Genomic DNA, 16,437 nt, shown 5'->3' with positions numbered 1-16,437 from the left:
CGCTTCATACAGGGGATACGCTGGACGAATGGATGTGGTGAGCGATGCGATCTCCGTGGCGCACATCGGGCACCCCTGGTCCCACCGAGTACGGACGAGGGCGAGCTGGTGCGCGCGGTTGGACTCGTACGAAGGGGCGGGCTTCTATGTCGTACTCAAGGGAAACTGCTGGCTGCTGACCGACGGCGGTGCGCCAGTGTCTCTCGGCGTGGGTGACGCGGTGCTGCTGCCTCACGGCACAGGCCATGTGATCGCCGATTCCGCCGTCGACGCGACCGCGGCCAGGGAGAGGGCAGTGCCATTCGAGCAGTGGCTCGCGGAGACAGGGCCGCCAGCCCGGCCTGATCGCGACGAGACGGAGATACTCTGCGGCAAGTACTGGCTCGACTGCACCCGCATGCACCCCCTCATGGCGGAGCTGCCCGAGGTCGTCCACCTTCCCAGCCGAGTGGGAAGCCACCTCGAACTTCGTGCCGCGATCGACCTACTCGCCGGCGAGCTGGACGAGATCCGGCCCGGCTCCTGCGTGGCGCTACCGAGCCTGCTCGACCTCCTCCTCGTCTACATGATCCGCTCCTGGATGACCGAGACCACCTGCGGAGCCTGGCCCGGCGCGCTGGGCGACCCGGTGACGGCCGCCGCCCTGCGGGCGCTGCACTCGGCACCGGCCGCACCGTGGAGCAATGACCGTCTGGCCGCGGAGGCGGGCGTCTCCCGTCCCACCCTGGCGCGCCGGTTCACCACTCTGGTCGGTCGTCCTCCGATGGCGTACCTCACATGGTGGCGCGTGATCCTTGCCGCGGCCCTGCTCCGCGACACCCAGGAAACCCTGGCCACCATCGCTGGCCGAGTCGGCTACGGCAGCCCGTACGCGCTTTCTCACGCCTTCGAGAGGGAGTTCGGCACTACACCAGGGCGGTATCGGGCGCAGGTCACGGGACGGCCCGCTTCCGCCACAAACACTCGACTCGGCCGTTACCGGTAGTTCGTTGAATCCGGTGGGCAGGTCATACAAGGGGCGTCGGGGGCCATGCTGGCGGTGTGGGAGACGTGTGTCTACGGTCGTGGAGTTGGAGCCGGGGAGCTGTTGAACTCTGCTGCGAGCAGGTCGAGCAGGCCCGGAAGTCGGCGGTCGACATCTGCCCTCCGCAACCTGACCCCCTTCTTGTTGCCGTAGTCGATCTCGCAGAGGAGTCCGGAGTCGACAAGCGTTCGGAAGTGGTAGGTCCGGGTCTGCTTGGCGACCGGCAGGTCGAAGGAGTGGCAGGCGCGCTCGCCGTCGTTCGGATCGGCGGCGAGCTCCATGATCACAGCTCGGCGGTGCTCGTCGGCGAGGGCGCGAAGTACGACGCCCAGGTCGATGCCATCGGCGCCTGTACGTCCTGTGTGGGTGTCTGTCACTGAAGCCGCCTCCCTGTTGGTACGACTTGTATCGTACCTCGGAGTGTGATTCACTCAAGGTACTAGATTAATGGTACCTAGGAAGGGGCATGGCTTCGCTCGCGCCGTCGGAGTGACCGGCGTGAGCGCTTCGCGAGCCGTGCCCTGACGTCTTCCCGCGCTTTCCGCTTTCCGCTCGCCGCGCTCATTGCCGGGTCGGGGCGGATATTCCGGCGCGCAACGGCGTATCTCCCCGGTCCCGTCGACGGTGACCATGCAGCACATCCGGAATGCGTCGTCATCAGCCGGTGAAAAGCGAAAGGTGTGAACATGCGAAAGCGTCTGGGTTTTCTCTCCTTCGGCCACTACCAGGACATCCCGGGATCGGGGACTCGTGGTGCGGCCGATGCCCTGACCCAGGGAATCGACATTGCCGTCGGTGCCGAGCAACTTGGTTTCGATGGCGCATGGAGCCGGATCCACCACTATCAGAAGCAATTCTCCAGTCCGTGGGCACTGATGTCCGCGACAGCGGTCAGGACGGAACGCATCGAGATCGGCACCGCGGTCATAGACATGCGGTATGAGAACCCGCTCATCATGGCTGAACTGGCCGCCGCTGCGGATCTCATCAGTGGGGGCCGTCTGCAACTCGGTCTGAGCAGGGGGTCCCAGGAACCCGCTCTCCGCGGCTACGAATCCTTCGGTTTCCGCCCCTCTCCTGACGACGAGCCGAAAGCGCCGGGCATGGCGAGGGAGCACACGGACCGCTTCAGGGCTGCGATCGCGGGAACCCCCATGGCAGCGAGCGACCCGGTCGAGACCGGCATGAGTGTGCCTCTCACGATCGAACCGCGATCGCGCACCCTGCCGCAACGGATCTGGTGGGGGTCGTCCACGCGGCAGAGTGCGCGGTGGGCCGGCGAGCAAGGACTCCACCTGTTGAGCAGCACGCTGCTGTCCGAGGACACCGGAATACCGTTCGCGGAACTTCAGGCGGAACAGATCAGTGTGTTCCATGAAACCTGGCGGGCGGCAGGTCATCCCGGAACACCCCGTGTCGCGGTGGTGCGCAGTGTCCTGCCCATCGTGTCCGAGCGCGACCGCGCCCTTTTCGGCGCATCCGCGGTATACGGGTCGCAGGAGCATGTCGGCGTGCTCGGTGGAGCCGTATCGCGCTTCGGAAAGAGCTTCATAGGTGAGCCCGACGCCATTGTGGAAAACCTGCGGAAGGACGAAGCGGTCGCCGCCGCCGACACCCTGTTGGTCACCATCCCCAATCTTCTCGGTGTCACCGAGAACCTCCGGCTACTGGACAACATTGCCGAACATGTCGCACCGGCCATCGGCTGGTCCAAAAGCTGAAGAAGCGCGCGTAAAAAATGATTCGGTGAATATCACCGCTCTCTTGCTTTCCTCAATTTCCTCATTCGTTTATTTTGAAAGGTAGTTGGCATGGCTCCTCCGCGCGTCATGATCCTCGGCGCCGGCATCGCCGGACCCGCACTCGCCTACTGGCTGGCCCGGCACGGGTTCCGGCCCACAGTCGTGGAGTTGGCCAAAGAACTACGCTCCGGCGGCAGCGCCATAGTCGTCAAGGGGCCGGCGATTCCGGCCGCCGAGAAGATGGGCATCATGCCGCAGCTGCGCGAGGTCGCCACCCACGCGACCTCAGTCTCCCTCCTCGACCCCGACGGCCGGCGGATCCTCCGGCTCCCGCTGACGTCCGAACGGTCACCGTCCGTCGAGCTGACCCGCTCCGACCTGTCGGCGGTCCTCCACCGGACGGCCGCCGACGACGCGGAGTTCCTTTTCGACGAGACGATCACGGCCATCGCGCAGGACGAGTCGGGTATCGACGTCACCTTCCGCCACGCCACGCCACGCCGCTTCGACCTGGTGATCGGTGCGGACGGCGTACACTCCACGGTGCGCCGGCTGGTCTTCGGACCAGAGGAGCAGTTCACCAACGACCTGGGCATGTACGGAGCGACAGTGCCCTTGGAGCCCGGCGCCCTCGACGACCCGCACGAGATGGTCATGCTGAACGCGCCCGGCCGGATGCTGGCCGTACATCCATCGCGAGGAAAGCCGCTCGCGATGTTTACGTTCCGCGGCCCGCGTGTAGTCGGGTACGACCGCCATGACACCGCACTCCACAAGCGCCTCGTGGCCGAGGCGTACGCCGAAGTGGGCTGGCGGGTGCCCGAGTTGGTTGACGCGTACCGGAACCATCCGGCGCCCTTCTTCGACCCGCTGAACAACGTGCGGGTGGACACCTGGTCGCGCGGCAGGGTGGCACTGCTCGGTGACGCGGCGTCCGCCGTAGCACTGCTCGGCGACGGGTCCAGCATGGCGATGGCGGGCGCGCATACACTCGCCCAGGCACTCGCGGACCATCCCGGCGACCATGCCCGCGCCTTCCAGGTCTACGAGGCGAAACACCGACGTCAGGTGGACCCGCGGCACCGGCGCACCAACCTGATCGCCACGCTGATGATCCCGCGCACCCGCCGCGGGCTCGCGGTACGCAATGCCGTCGGTCGCGCTGTGGGCCACGCCACGCGCACGGCCGTGCGGGAGACGCCGAGAACGCGCGTCTGAGCGTGTGGGACTGGTGGAGCGGCGCCTCCCGGCCGGCGATCGGCCCCTCGGCGGTCGGTGCGGTGACCCGCCGACACCGTGGGGATTTGGTCCGACCACGGGCTCGCCTGCTCACGTCGGGCGGCGAGCCCGCCCTCCTCGCCCTGACCTACGAGAAGGGGCGCCCGATCCGGATCGCCGCCGACCGTAGGGCCTGCCATGTGTGGCAGAGGGCACAAAAGTGTGCTGACAGCCAGCAGGTCGAATTTTTGAACCTCAGGCCGATCGAGACGGTGAGTAAAGGCCCTGCCACGGAGGAGCACCATGGAGAGGACGCGCCGTTGAGGTCGAGGGCGGGGGAAGCCGGCCAGTGTTGTCGACAGTGTCAGCCTGCTCGTGCCGTGACGGGGGTGTGCTTGGTCTGAGGTTCCCCCGCTGCGCGGGAGTGGCTGACTAGCAGTCAGGGCGGGTTGACGTGGTTTCAGGTTCACTGGTTCGGCCGCTGCCTGGTCGGCGTAGTGCTTCTCTTCGAACTCGATGGGACTGAGGTAGCCGAGGCAAGAGTGCCGAGCACGAACAGCACCAGTAGCCCGACCACCAGACGCTTGCGGGGCATCCGGGCGGTGAGTGCCGCTATCAGCGGCGCGCCCACCACCACGCCCAGCGCGTATGCGGTGATCATCCAGCCGGCGTGCCCCTCTGCCCGGGAGTGCGAGCCGACGTACTCGGCACCCAGCATTCCGTCGGCGATCTGCGGCAGCAGTCCGGCCGGTACGAACTCGGTCAGACCGATCGCGACCGCACCGAGAGTCAGCGCCAGCAGTGCCGGCCAAGGGCGGCGGGCGGATTAGCAGCCATGACGGCGACTTTAGCAAGGCTCTTGCGTTAGTAGAAGCGGTTCCGCAAAGCTTTTGCATTACTTGTACGGTGTCCTCGTGCAGCAGAGTTTCCTGCGGGACTACCACGAGTCACTCGTCCTGGCCCTGGCGCGGACCACGCCGACGATCGAACGCGGTACGATCGCCGATCTCACCGGCCTGACACCACAGGCCGTCTCCAACGTGCTGGCACGCATGGTCGAGGAAGGCGTGATCGCACCGGCCGGAGTGCGCCGCCCCCGCCTCGGCAAACCGGCCGCTGTGTACCGGCTGGTGCCCGACCGTCGCTGGGCCGTCGGCGCCCACGTCACTCGCCGGGAGCTGCGCCTGGTCCTGGTCGATCTGGCCGGCGTGGTCCACGCCTCCACCACTACGCCACTGCCGGCCGACTTCACCCCGGAACAGTTGCTGAATCTCCTCGTGCCCGGCGTTGGCCGGATGATCGACGAGCACCGGCTGGAACGGATCAAGGCGGAGACTGTTGTCGCCCGTGAACTGATCGGGCTGGGCATCGGCATGATGGGACCGCTTGAGCAGGCCGGCGGCAGGATCCGCGACGCGCACCGCCTTCATCACTGGCACGATGTCCCGCTGGCGGAGCTCGCCGCATCCGAGCTCGGACTGCCCGTGGTCGTGGACAAGGACGTCACCGCCGGAGTGACCGCCGAAGCCTGGCTCCGTGGCGCCGGCTTCCGCGACGCGGCACTGATCCTGGTCGAAGCCGGCGTCGGCGCCGGACTGTGGCTGAACGGCACGGCACACCGCGGCGCCCACACCAACGCCAGCGAGTTCGGACACACCGTCATTCAGCTTGGCGGACCGCTGTGCGTCTGCGGCCGGCACGGCTGCCTGGAGGTCGTCCACGAGCGGGCCGCCGACCCCGCCTCAGCCGCGGACGTTCTCGCCACCGGTGTGGTGAATCTGATCCAGACTCTCGACCTCGGCCACATCATCCTCGCCGGCGCGGATCTGCTGTGCCACGGTGACCTCTATCTCAGGGCCGTCGAACGAGCCGTGGAAACCCAGCTCCCGGGGGCCGACTGGCTCGATGTCGACGTCACGCTGACCACCCTGGGCACCGACGTGATCGCGGCCGGAGCAGCCATGCAGGTGGTCAACCTGCGGCACGGCGTACCCGCTCCAACCACGTCCCGCAGGCACCCGCGAACATGAGACGTCATGTCGTCCAGGGACAGTCGCCCGTCCCACGGTGAAGCAACCGCCCAGATGGATGGCGACCACCGCGGGATCACCGCGGGACCACCGTGGTTAAGGCCTTCAACAGGATCAGGCGGAAGGTCGCGCGCTGTGGCGGGTCAGGCCTGTTCTCCAACGGCCCTGCCACTCCCAACCGCACAGGGCGATGTCCTGCCTGATCATGCCGGGGGTAGGCGGCAGCGGGTCTGGTTGCCCGGAGTACCCGGCTCCAGGATGAGTGCAACGGCCGACGGCACGGGCTGAGCGGGTCGACGAAGGACCGCATCGAGGCGGTCATACCTGCTTCGCCGTGCCGGTTGGCAGGTACTCCATCCCCATCGTCCAATCCTGGAGACAACGTGAAACATCGGCTGAGCCGCCGATCCGTCATGGTGGGCGCGTCCGCGGCCGTCGCCGCCGCCGGCGTGGCCTCCGTCCCGGTCACCGCCAGAGGGGAGACGACCGGCCGAGGTCGTCGCGGGCCCCTTCCGACGATCGTCCTCGTGCATGGCGCCTGGGCCGACGCGTCGAGCTGGTCCGGCGTCATCGGCACTCTGCAGCGCCAGGGGTACACCGTGCGAGCGATACCCAACATGCTGCGCGGGCCTCGGACCGACGCGGCCGGCGTGCGTGCCTTCCTCGCCGCTACAGACGGTCCCGTCGTGCTGGTGGCGCATTCCTACGGCGGCAACGTCATCACTGACGCCGCTGCCGGCCTTCCGGTGGTCAAGGCCCTCGTGTACATCGCGGGGTTCGTTCCGGCCGAGGGAGAGAGCCTGGGTGAGCTGGCGTCCCGGCCGGTGAGCAAGCCCCTTCCCGAGCTGCCCACCGTGACGGTGCCGACCGTCCTGCCGGACGGGACCGCAAGCAGCGACATCTATCTGGACCCCGCGAGGTTCCGCGAGATCTTCGCCGCTGACGTATCCGCCGAGCGGACCGCGGTCCTGGCGGCCGTCCAGCGACCTGCGGCGGCTGAGGCGTTGACCGGGACCACGCAGAAGGCCGCCTGGCGAGACATTCCTTCGTGGTACCTGGTGACTCAGGACGACCAATCCCTTTCGCCGGAGACCCAGCGTTTCATGGCGAAGCGTGCCGGGGCCTCGATCGTGGAGATCAAGTCGTCCCACGCCGCTCCCGTCGCCCACCCCGGGGCCGTGGCCCGTCTGATCACACAAGCGGCACGGGCGACCGGCTGACACGCGCCTCGGTGAAGGCGTCCGCCCGTGCCTCACGAGCGGACGCCGCCCACGACCACGTACTTCCGACTGCCCGCTCGCGCAGAGAACCAAGAAAGAAGTCATGCGTACTCGATTGCACCGCATCATCGTCGGGGCGTCTGTCGCCTCGGCGCTCCTGGGCACGCTCACCGTGGGTACGGCCGAAGCCGCGACGCCACGGGGCGGCAGGTCCTCCGTGCTCCATCTGGACCTGCAGACAGGCCAGATGCCAGAGAACATCGTGCTCGACCGGCACGGCAGTGTCGTCGTCACCTTCGCCGGAGCCCGGCAGGTGGCCCGCATCACGGCGGCGGGCAGGACCGAGGTGCTAGCCACTCTGCCGGCTCCCGCGGACGCCACGGCCAAGACGCCGCTGCTGGGATTTCCGCTGACGACTGGTCTGGCCCGTCAAGGTCACACGTTCTATGTCCTGTACGCAACCGGCACCGAGGCGGAAACCGGTGTCTGGAGCTTCACCGAAGGGCGTGAACCCCGGAAGTTCGCCGACCTGCCCCCCGACGGCCTTCCCAACGGCCTGGTCATGGACCCCGGGACCGGCACGCTCTACATCACCGAGTCCGCGAAGGGCACCGTCTACACGGTGCCCACCAGGGGCCCCGCGGCCGGACGGGCCACCCTCTTCAGCGACAGCGAGGCCCTTGCCCCCGCCGGCTTCTTCGGCGTGAACGGAGCCAAGATCCGTAACGGGGACCTGTACGTGTCCAACACCGACAAGGGCACTGTTTCCCGTACGCCGCTGCGAGGACCCCGCGCCGGTACGTTCACGACCTTCGCCGACGGGCTGACCGGCATCGACGACTTCGAGTTCACCGGCAGGGGCGACGAGTTCCTGGCGAGCCTCGTCACGGAGAACACGGTGGTGCTGGCCGACGGCAAGGGAGCCCGCAGGGTCGTACTGACCCGGGCCGACGGTCTGTCCAATCCCACGTCGGTCGCGATCCGTGGCACCAAGGTCTACGTACCGAGCGCCGCGTACACGACGCAGAGCGACCCGAACCTGCTGCTGGCTCACCTGGCCCGGCACTGACACGGCGAGCCGTGCCCCGTGCGGTGCAGACCGCGCGGGGCACGGCTCCGTTGTCGGTGATCATTTTGGCGGCTGACACCGCCACGCCCGAGGCCGCTCGGCGCACGTGAACAGCTACGCGAGCGGCAGAGCACAGGCCTCTTCTTCACCGACCGGTTCGGTACCCGGTCTGTGAAGAAGAGGCCTGACGGGGATGCGCGATGCGGCGACGCGAGCGCAGCTTCAGACGTGGTCCGCAGGGCGTTCCAGACGGGTCGATGGGGCTGTCGCCTGGGCGAGGAGGTGGAGTGCGGCCTGCGAGGGGGAGCCGGGTGCGGCGACGGCGAGCACGATGTGCCGTTCCTCGTCCTGCGGAGGCCGCAGGCTCTGCTGCGTCACGGTGAGGCTGCCGACCAGCGGGTGGTGCATCTCGTACACGGTGGAGTCGCAGGGGCTGACACCGTGGTCGGCCCACATGGCCGCGAACTCCTGACTCATCATGGTCAACTCGCCGACGAGCGAGGTGAGCAGCGCGTCGTCGGGGTGCCGGCCGGCCGTCATACGAAGGTTCTCGACGACAGCCCTCGCCTTGCCCGGCCAGTCGGCGTAGAGGGCGCGGGTGTGGGGGTCGAGGAAGATCAGGCGGGCCAGGTTGGGGCGGTTGCCGGGATCCGCCGGGCCGGCCGGGTCGATGTGGGAGGCGAACAGTGCGTGTCCCATCCGGTTCCAGGCCAGTACGTCACTGCGCCGCCCGCTGACCAGGGCCGGAACGTCACCGAAGGCCTCCAGCAGGTTGAAGGTCGTCGCGTCGACGTGCTCGGCGGGCGGGCGGTGGACGACCGTGCGCCGCTTCACGCTGCCCGCCAGGTCGTGGAGGTGACGCTGCTCGGCCCCATCCAGGTGCAGCGCCCTGGCGATGGCGTCGAGGACCTCCGGTGAGGCGCCCACGGACTGGCCCTGTTCCAGACGCGTGTAGTACGAGGAGCTCACGCCGGCCAGCAGTGCCAGTTCCTCACGGCGCAGGCCGGGTACCCGGCGCCGGTCACCGTAGTCCGGCAGGCCGACGTCCTCGGGACGCAGCTGAGCCCGCCGGGTCTGCAGGAAGTTCCCGAGTTCTCGCTGTCCGCTCACGAGACCCAGTATGCGAGCCCCGCCGACCGGCAACCTGCCCCGCTCAGGGGTAGGCACGGCCCGGTCTGGCTCGGCCGCCGCGATGCCGCTGACATGGGTTCAGCACCGTTCACCCCTGGCGACGGAGGGCACGCCCCGTCGCCACGTACGTCTCGTGAGGACGACCACATGACTGAGCTCTCCGATGCCGCCGCTTTGTCCACCGCGCCCTCCGGGAGCTTCCGCATCGGCGGTGATCTCGAAGTCAACCGGCTCGGTTACGGCACGATGCAGATCATCGGCCCGGGGTACTGGGGCCCGGCCCGCGACGAGGCCGAGGCCGTGCGGGTACTGCGCCGGGCCGTCGAACTCGGAGTCAACCTGATCGACACCGCCGACGCGTATGGCCCCTTCCACGCCGAACAGCTCATCGCCAAGGCCGTGCGCCCCTACCGCGACGATCTCGTCATCGCGACGAAGGGCGGCGTGGTGCGTCCCCGTCCCGGTGAGTGGCAGCCGGTGGGACGCCCGGAGTACCTGCGGCACGCGCTCGAACTCTCCCTGCGCCACCTGAGGTTGGAGCGGATCGATCTCTACCAGCTGCACCGTGTCGACCCCGCCGTCCCGCTGGAGGAATCGCTCGGCGAGCTGCGTCAGTTGCAGCAGGAGGGCAAGATCCGGCACATCGGGCTGTCCGAGGTGAGCGTGGAGGAGATCGAGCGCGCCCGCCTCGTGGTGGACATCGTGTCGGTCCAGAACATGTACAACCTGGTCGAACGCTCCGCCCAGGACGTCCTGGACCACACGACCCGCGAGAACATCGCCTTCATCCCCTGGTTCCCCGTCGCCACCGGCCGACTTGCGGCGCCGGGCGGCCCGCTGGACGCCCTGGCCAAGGAATACGACGCCAGTCCCGCACAACTGGCTCTGGCCTGGCTGCTGCACAGGGCTCCGAACGTGCTGCCGATCCCGGGCACCTCGCAGGTGGCCCACCTGGAGGAGAACATCGCCGCCGCCTCCGTCCGCCTCGGCGCGGCCGACATCGAAGCACTGAACCGCGCGGTGACGGCCTGACGCGACCGTGTCCCGGCCGCCCGGCCGCCCGGCCGCCCGTCGGCCGCGCCACAGGCAGCGGACCGGAGCCCTGGGCGGCTCCCCGGCCCGCGCAGCCTCCAGCCCCCCCGAGCGACTGTCCGCCGACCGTCCGACCCAGGAGCAGACCTTGCACACCACCGCACACCGGACCGACTCCGCCCCCGCGCCCGAGGCGGCCGAGTACGCGTTCACCCGCAGCACGTGGGCCCACGCTGCCCCGGCGACCCTGTTCGAGCTGATCAGCGATGTCTCGATGATCAGCACGTGGAGCCCCAGCGCTCACGACGTCGCCTACGACGACGGTGACGGCCCCTGGCCGGGCGCTCGCTTCCAGGGACGCAACCGCAGGGGCGAGCGTGAGTGGAGCAGCCGCTCCCAGGTCGTCGAGTGCCTGCCCGGCAAGGCCTTCGCCTTCGTCGTCGACGACATCGTCCGATGGCGCTGGACCTTTCGCGCCGACGGCACGGGGACCGTCGTGGAGCAGTCCTGGCAACTCCTGCGCCTGGACCCGGTGCTCGGCCACACTCGCCGAGACCTCGACGCCCTCCGCGACCACATGGCCACCAGCGTCGAGCACACCCTCCTCGCCCTGGCCCGCTGGATTGCGGAGCGAGGCGACAACAGCCGTCCCACCGGACGGACCGACCGGATGAGACAAGACACCTGATGAGACAACACAAGGGAGACCGGCCATGAACACCATCACCTTGGGTGACATCTCACTCACCCGCGTCTGGGAGTACTCCGGGCCCGTGGACATGACTCCCGAGACGTTCTTCCCGAACAGCCCCGTGAAGGCATGGGAAGAGAACCGCGGCATGCTGGTCCCGGACTTCCTGGACGACGACACCCGCATCGTCAACTCGGCGATCCAGACCTGGCTGCTGCGCAGCGAGGGCAGGACCATCCTCGTCGACACCGGAGTGGGCAATCACAAGGAGCGCCCGTACGCGCCTGTGTGGAGCCGGATGGGCACCGGATTCCTCGACAACCTCGCCCGCGCCGGTGTCCGTCCCGAGGATGTAGACATCGTGATCAACACGCACCTGCACATCGATCACGTCGGCTGGAACACCTGCCTCGACGGGCGTACCTGGGTCCCCACTTTTCCCAACGCGACCTATCTGATGCCGAAGGACGACTTCGACTTCTGGAACCCGGAGAACGGCCACAGGACCGTACTCGGCCGCGGCAACCAGAACGTGTTCGAGGACAGTGTCGCCCCGGTGCACCAGGCCGACCAGACCCTGCTGTGGGAGGACAGCCACCAGATCGACGCCGGTCTGCGTCTGGACACCGCCCCGGGGCACACGCCGGGATCCTCCGTACTCACCCTCACTTCCGGGACGGACCGGGCGGTCTTCGTCGGCGACCTGCTGCACAGTCCGGTGCAGATCCTCGAACCGGACTCCAACAGCTGCTTCTGCGAGGACCCCGCGCAGGCGCGCGCCACCCGCCGCAAGGTACTGGGCTGGGCGGCGGACAACAACGCCCTCGTCGTTCCAGCGCACCTGGGCGGCCACGGCGCCGCGGAAGTGGAGCGCGACGGCAGCAGGTTCGCCATCAGGGGCTGGGCCCCTTTCGCCCCGTACACCGAGCAGGGCTGAGCCCTGCGGAGAGGCACATCAGTGAACCCTCGCATCGACCCCGTCGTGACCACGACGCGGGGATCCGTCCGCGGCCTGCGCCAGGGCGGCACCACCGCCTTCCTGAACATCCCCTACGCCGCTCCGCCCCGTGGCGCCGGCCGGTTCGCGCCGCCGCAACCGCACGAACCGTGGGACGGCGTACGGGACGCCACGGCGCCGGGTCCCAACGCGCCGCAGTCCGAACGCAGGCTCGGCAGCGTGGACATGTCCCCCTACTTCGGAGACGGCTGGAGCCGCGGGGAGGACTACCTCACGGTCAACGTCTGGACACCCGCCGCCGCGGACGGTGACCTGCCCGTCATGGTGTTCGTCCACGGCGGTGGATTCGTCGCGGGGTCGACACGGTCCGCGCTGTATGACGGATCCGCCTTCGCCCGCGACGGTGTCGTCCTCGTCACCCTCAACTACCGCCTCGGCATAGGGGGGTTCCTGGACATTCCCGGAGCACCCGCGAACCGCGGCCTGCTCGACGTCGTAGCCGCGCTGCGCTGGGTGCAGGACAACATCGCCGCCTTCGGTGGTTCCCCGCACAACGTCACTCTCTTCGGCCAGTCGGCCGGAGCGACCGTCGTCGGCGGGGTCCTGGCCACTCCGGAGGCCGCGGGCCTCTTCCGCCGGGCGATCGTCCAGAGCGGCAACGGCCTGGGCGCGTTCACGACCGAGCAGGCCGCCCGCGTCACCGGGGCCGCGGCCCGGCACCTGAACATCGAGCCGCACGTCGACGCCTTCGCCAAGATGCCGGACGACCGCCTGGTCGAGGCGGCCTCCGCACTCGCCGGCATAGACCTGCGGACAGCGACCCACCACGACCCGCTGGTCGGGCTCAGCCCCTTCAGCCTGGTCCTGGACACCCAGCCCGCCGAAACCGTCGCCGCGGGCCTCGGCGCCGACGTCGACCTACTCGTCGGGACCAATACGGAGGAGGGCAACCTCTACCTGGTCCCGGTGGGTGCCTACGCCACCTCGACGAGCGAGGACGTTGAAACCGCCGCGGTACGTGCCCATCACGATCCGGCCCGACTCGTGGACACGTACCGAAGGACCCGCCCGGGAGCGACCTTCGGCGAGCTGCGGTCCGCCATCATGGGCGACGCGCTGTTCGGCGCGGGCAGCCGGGCCCTGGCGGACGCCCACGCCGGCCGGTCCGGATCCGCCACTTTCGGCTATGAGTTCGCGTGGCGTTCGCACGCTCTGGACGGCGAGCTTGGGGCCACCCACGCGGTGGAGCTGCCCTTCGTCTTCGATCTCACGCACCTGCCGCGGTTGCGCGGTGCCCATGCCCTGCTCGGCCCCGACAAGCCACCCTCGGGCCTTGCCACCCGCGTCCACGAGGCATGGATCCGGTTCGCCTCGACCGGCGATCCCGGGTGGGACCCGTACGACCCCGAGCGCCGGACCACCATGCGTATCGACACGGAGTGGACCCAGAACGACGACCCTCGCGGCCAGGAACGACAGGCGTGGACCCGACCCGACGCGCACATGGGTCGCCACCCTTCATGAGGTGCGCTGCCGGGAGTGTCCAACCAACGGCGGATCTGTTGATTGGACACTCCCGTTGCCAGGCGCCGTGCGGACCGGCGCAGTGTCGAGCTGGGACCGGCGGTTATCCCTTGGGGAGTTTCAGCATGCGCTCGCTTTCGTCCCACAGTTGCCGGGCGACGTTCGAGTCGCGCGTCTGTGGGTGGGTGCGCTTGGCGGGTTTGCGCCTTTCGTAGTAGACGCCGGATTCCCAGTCGGTGCCGGGTCGGCCCTCGGCGAGCCACACAAGCTGCCCGGCGGCCTTCTGCGGTGTGGTCATCAGCAGTCGGGTGAGGCGGCTGCCGTACAGGCGCTGCACGAAGTTGCCAGAGCTGGAGGCGAAGTTGGAGGCGACGGTGCCGGGGTGGAAGGCGGCCGCGGAGATGCCCTGGTCGTGGAAGCGGCGGTGCAGCTCCTGGGTGAAGAGGATGTTGTCCAGCTTGGCGGTGCCGTAGGCGCGCTGAGGGGTGAAGTCCCGGTCGTGTGCGAGGTCGTCGAAGGTGATGTTGTCGAACAGGCGTGCGCCGGCACTGGAGGTCTGGATGACCGATGCCCTGCTGGTGGTGAGGGTGTCCAGGAGAAGGTGGGTGAGGAGGAAGGGGGCGAGGTGGTTGACCTGGAAGGTCAGGTCGAATCCGTCTCCCGTCCTGATGCGGTCGCCGAAGATACCGCCGGCGTTGTTGGCCAGGACGTCGATGCGGGGGTGGGCGGCGCGCAGGTCGGCGGCGAGGCGGCGGACGTCGGCGAGGCGGGAAAAGTCTGCGATGTGGCGGTCGGCGCCGAGTTCGTCGCCGACGGCGTTCGTCTTGCCGGCGGAGCGTCCGACCACGACGACTTGGTGGCCGTGGTGATGCAACTGACGGACGGCCTCGGCGCCGACGCCGTCGCTCGCGCCGGTGATGACGATGGTCTTCGCTTCCACGTGTGCTCCTGGGGTCGGGGATACTGAGCGCGCTGCCCCGGTGCGGTCGTCTGGCCCGGGAGCCCGGGACCACGCCGAGGGCCATGCCGGGGGCCAGTCAGGAGGCGCCGTGCGGGGCGATCTGTTCTACGCGGTCGCGCGCGGTGAACAGGTCGAAGTGGACGTCGGCGAGGTCGGCCGGCGAGACGGTGGAGATGGCGCTCAGGTCGACGCCGAGCCGGACGGCCTCGCGTTGTCCATGGCTGCCGTCGACGACTGCCGCCACCAGGAGCAGGCCAACGTAGACGCCCTTGCCGGCGAGGTCCTGGTACAGGGCGTGCACCCAGTGCCGGGTGGCGGCAGCGACACTGGGGGCGCCGCTCATGCCGGGCGTGACCGAGGCGTCGAGGGCGGAGGATCCCAGGCCGAACAGGAAGCAGCCGTCTCCCCGCTCGGCCATCTGCGGGGCGAGGGCGCGCACGATCTCGACCGGAGTGTTCAGTAGCAGGTCGACGTGCCTCTGCAGGAACTCGGCGCTCATCTGCGACGCCGGCCGCATGAACTGGGCCATGGAGCCGACCGGAGCGTACTCCACGGCGTCGACGCGGCCGAAGCGGGCGGTGATCCGCGCCAGGAGCGCGGGCGCCGTGGCCGGGTCGGAAAGGTCCGCGGTGAAGGGCTAGGCCTCGATCCCCTCCTTGCCGAGCTGCGCCGCCAGCTCGGCAAGCGGCTCGGGGCGGCGGGCGACGAGCGCCACCCGGTACCCCTCATGGCCGAACCGCCGGGCAGTCGCCACGCCCAGCCCCGAACCGGCTCCAAAGACAGCGATCGTCTCCGCCATAACCTGCACCACCTAATTTGAGGAGCCCATCAAGTTATCTCCGGATCGGACCGTAAGTTATCCTGATGGTGCCGTCAAATTATGGCGGCGGTGTGGGAGCCGAGGATGGGGACGTGACGACGACCGTGCGGAGCGACGCCAGGCGCAGCATCGAGAAGATCACCGTCGCGGCCGTCGAACTGTTCGCCGAGCAGGGACTGGACTGTCCACTGGAGGAGATCGCCCGGCGCGCCGGGGTCAGCCCGGGCACCATCTACCACCGCTTCGGCGGGCGTGCCGGGCTTGTCGACGCCGTCGCCCCGCAGGTGGCGGCCGAGAAGGTCAGCGCGGTCATCGACGCCGCAGAAGGTGAGGAGACCGCCTGGGGTCGCTTCACCGCATACGTCGAAGGGCTGAGCATGCTGGGCAGCAGCGACGCGGTTCTGCGCGAGGCGCTCACCGGGTGCTCGGAGCCGACCCCGTCTGTGCACGAGGTCTGCCGACAGGGGTTGGAGCGAGGCTTTCGCCTGATCGAGGAAGCGCGCCGCGACGGCGCCCTGCGAGCGGACTTCGGTCCCGACGACCTGCACCCTCTACTGCTTTCCATGATCGGCGTTGCGCACGCCGCCCCCGAGGCCCGGAGCAGAATGCTGGGGTTCACCCTCGACGGACTGCGCGGCCAACGCCGCGAATGAACCTCGGCACCCGCCCTCCCGGTGCGGGCCCGACCGCGACATCGGCGGACCCTGGGGCTTCCGGAGTCCGCCACGCTCTCCCGACGCAGCACCGCGTAGCACGAAGTGGTGATCGTCGCGCCCGGTGACTCCCGCACATGACCGGTCTGCGGGAGTTCCGCGACGATCCCTCCGTGATCACGTTTCCACGGGTCGTCGTTCGCAAGAGGCCTCTCGGAACCTGCATCCTGTGCGAGGCACTTCCGAGAGGCCCCTGCCCTGTGCGACTCGCGCTAGGCGGTGTCTTCAAATGTCACGCCCACATCAGGAGCGATGCGAGGGTGACGGCTGCTTGGTAGGACTCGGCGGTCTTGTCGTAGCGGGT

15 protein-coding genes and 1 pseudogene are annotated in these 16,437 nt (G+C 68.8%); 11 read left to right on the top strand and 5 right to left on the bottom strand.

The window, feature by feature from the left end:
- Positions 1 to 28: 28 nt before the first annotated feature.
- Positions 29 to 985, top strand: coding sequence for a cupin domain-containing protein (locus ACH4N1_RS31895; protein ID WP_398103207.1), 957 nt, complete (start codon positions 29 to 31; stop codon positions 983 to 985).
- A gap of 71 nt (positions 986 to 1,056) precedes the next feature.
- On the opposite strand, the gene ACH4N1_RS31890 is transcribed toward ACH4N1_RS31895, so the two are convergent.
- On the bottom strand, positions 1,057 to 1,401 hold the full coding sequence (locus ACH4N1_RS31890; protein ID WP_398103204.1) for an ArsR/SmtB family transcription factor: 345 nt from the start codon (positions 1,399 to 1,401) through the stop codon (positions 1,057 to 1,059).
- A 309-nt stretch (positions 1,402 to 1,710) separates the two neighbouring features.
- Here ACH4N1_RS31890 and ACH4N1_RS31885 point away from each other — a divergent pair, with 309 nt between their 5' ends.
- Together ACH4N1_RS31885 and ACH4N1_RS31880 are read left to right on the top strand one after the other, a co-directional pair.
- Positions 1,711 to 2,745, top strand: coding sequence for an LLM class flavin-dependent oxidoreductase (locus tag ACH4N1_RS31885; protein WP_398103201.1), 1,035 nt, complete (start codon positions 1,711 to 1,713; stop codon positions 2,743 to 2,745).
- A 90-nt stretch (positions 2,746 to 2,835) separates the two neighbouring features.
- Complete coding sequence (locus ACH4N1_RS31880; protein ID WP_398103198.1) at positions 2,836 to 3,984, top strand: FAD-dependent monooxygenase; 1,149 nt, start codon at positions 2,836 to 2,838, stop codon at positions 3,982 to 3,984.
- A gap of 466 nt (positions 3,985 to 4,450) precedes the next feature.
- On the opposite strand, the gene ACH4N1_RS31875 is transcribed toward ACH4N1_RS31880, so the two are convergent.
- Positions 4,451 to 4,777 (bottom strand): MFS transporter, encoded by a 327-nt coding sequence (locus tag ACH4N1_RS31875; RefSeq protein WP_398103342.1) that lies wholly within the window; start codon positions 4,775 to 4,777, stop codon positions 4,451 to 4,453.
- Between the two features lie 121 nt (positions 4,778 to 4,898).
- Between ACH4N1_RS31875 and ACH4N1_RS31870 the strand changes: the two genes are divergently transcribed.
- The 3 genes from ACH4N1_RS31870 (at position 4,899) to ACH4N1_RS31860 (ending at position 8,303) form a co-directional block, all read left to right on the top strand.
- On the top strand, positions 4,899 to 6,014 hold the full coding sequence (locus ACH4N1_RS31870; RefSeq protein WP_398103195.1) for an ROK family protein: 1,116 nt from the start codon (positions 4,899 to 4,901) through the stop codon (positions 6,012 to 6,014).
- A gap of 383 nt (positions 6,015 to 6,397) precedes the next feature.
- Positions 6,398 to 7,234, top strand: a complete 837-nt coding sequence (locus ACH4N1_RS31865; protein WP_398103192.1) for an alpha/beta fold hydrolase — start codon at positions 6,398 to 6,400, stop codon at positions 7,232 to 7,234.
- Between the two features lie 103 nt (positions 7,235 to 7,337).
- On the top strand, positions 7,338 to 8,303 hold the full coding sequence (locus ACH4N1_RS31860) for a hypothetical protein (RefSeq protein ID WP_398103189.1): 966 nt from the start codon (positions 7,338 to 7,340) through the stop codon (positions 8,301 to 8,303).
- Positions 8,304 to 8,525: 222 nt separating this feature from the next.
- Here the strand turns inward: ACH4N1_RS31860 and ACH4N1_RS31855 are convergent, their stop codons facing one another.
- Complete coding sequence (locus ACH4N1_RS31855) at positions 8,526 to 9,413, bottom strand: helix-turn-helix domain-containing protein (protein WP_398103187.1); 888 nt, start codon at positions 9,411 to 9,413, stop codon at positions 8,526 to 8,528.
- A gap of 168 nt (positions 9,414 to 9,581) precedes the next feature.
- Here ACH4N1_RS31855 and ACH4N1_RS31850 point away from each other — a divergent pair, with 168 nt between their 5' ends.
- The 4 genes from ACH4N1_RS31850 to ACH4N1_RS31835 all read left to right on the top strand — a co-directional run bounded on the left by ACH4N1_RS31850 (position 9,582) and on the right by ACH4N1_RS31835 (position 13,639).
- Positions 9,582 to 10,466, top strand: coding sequence for an aldo/keto reductase (locus ACH4N1_RS31850; protein WP_398103184.1), 885 nt, complete (start codon positions 9,582 to 9,584; stop codon positions 10,464 to 10,466).
- A gap of 148 nt (positions 10,467 to 10,614) precedes the next feature.
- Complete coding sequence (locus ACH4N1_RS31845) at positions 10,615 to 11,154, top strand: SRPBCC family protein (RefSeq protein WP_398103181.1); 540 nt, start codon at positions 10,615 to 10,617, stop codon at positions 11,152 to 11,154.
- Positions 11,155 to 11,179: 25 nt separating this feature from the next.
- Positions 11,180 to 12,094 (top strand): MBL fold metallo-hydrolase, encoded by a 915-nt coding sequence (locus ACH4N1_RS31840; protein ID WP_398103178.1) that lies wholly within the window; start codon positions 11,180 to 11,182, stop codon positions 12,092 to 12,094.
- 21 nt (positions 12,095 to 12,115) lie between these two features.
- A complete protein-coding gene (locus ACH4N1_RS31835; RefSeq protein ID WP_398103176.1) occupies positions 12,116 to 13,639 on the top strand; it encodes a carboxylesterase/lipase family protein in 1,524 nt (507 codons plus the stop codon).
- 103 nt (positions 13,640 to 13,742) lie between these two features.
- Here ACH4N1_RS31835 and ACH4N1_RS31830 read toward each other — a convergent pair whose 3' ends face one another.
- Positions 13,743 to 14,579: an SDR family NAD(P)-dependent oxidoreductase gene (locus tag ACH4N1_RS31830; RefSeq protein ID WP_398103173.1), complete on the bottom strand. Its 837-nt coding sequence runs from the start codon at positions 14,577 to 14,579 to the stop codon at positions 13,743 to 13,745.
- A 97-nt stretch (positions 14,580 to 14,676) separates the two neighbouring features.
- Positions 14,677 to 15,399: pseudogene (locus ACH4N1_RS31825) on the bottom strand (SDR family NAD(P)-dependent oxidoreductase).
- Between the two features lie 113 nt (positions 15,400 to 15,512).
- Here ACH4N1_RS31825 and ACH4N1_RS31820 point away from each other — a divergent pair.
- Positions 15,513 to 16,073, top strand: coding sequence for a TetR/AcrR family transcriptional regulator (locus ACH4N1_RS31820; RefSeq protein ID WP_398103170.1), 561 nt, complete (start codon positions 15,513 to 15,515; stop codon positions 16,071 to 16,073).
- The last annotated feature ends 364 nt before the right edge of the window (positions 16,074 to 16,437 follow it).

Origin of the sequence: Streptomyces sp. NPDC017202, assembly GCF_044331705.1 — a bacterium.
GTDB lineage: Bacteria > Actinomycetota > Actinomycetes > Streptomycetales > Streptomycetaceae > Streptomyces.
Note: the sequence above shows the minus strand (reverse complement) of the source record. Positions and strands in the feature narration are given on the sequence as shown.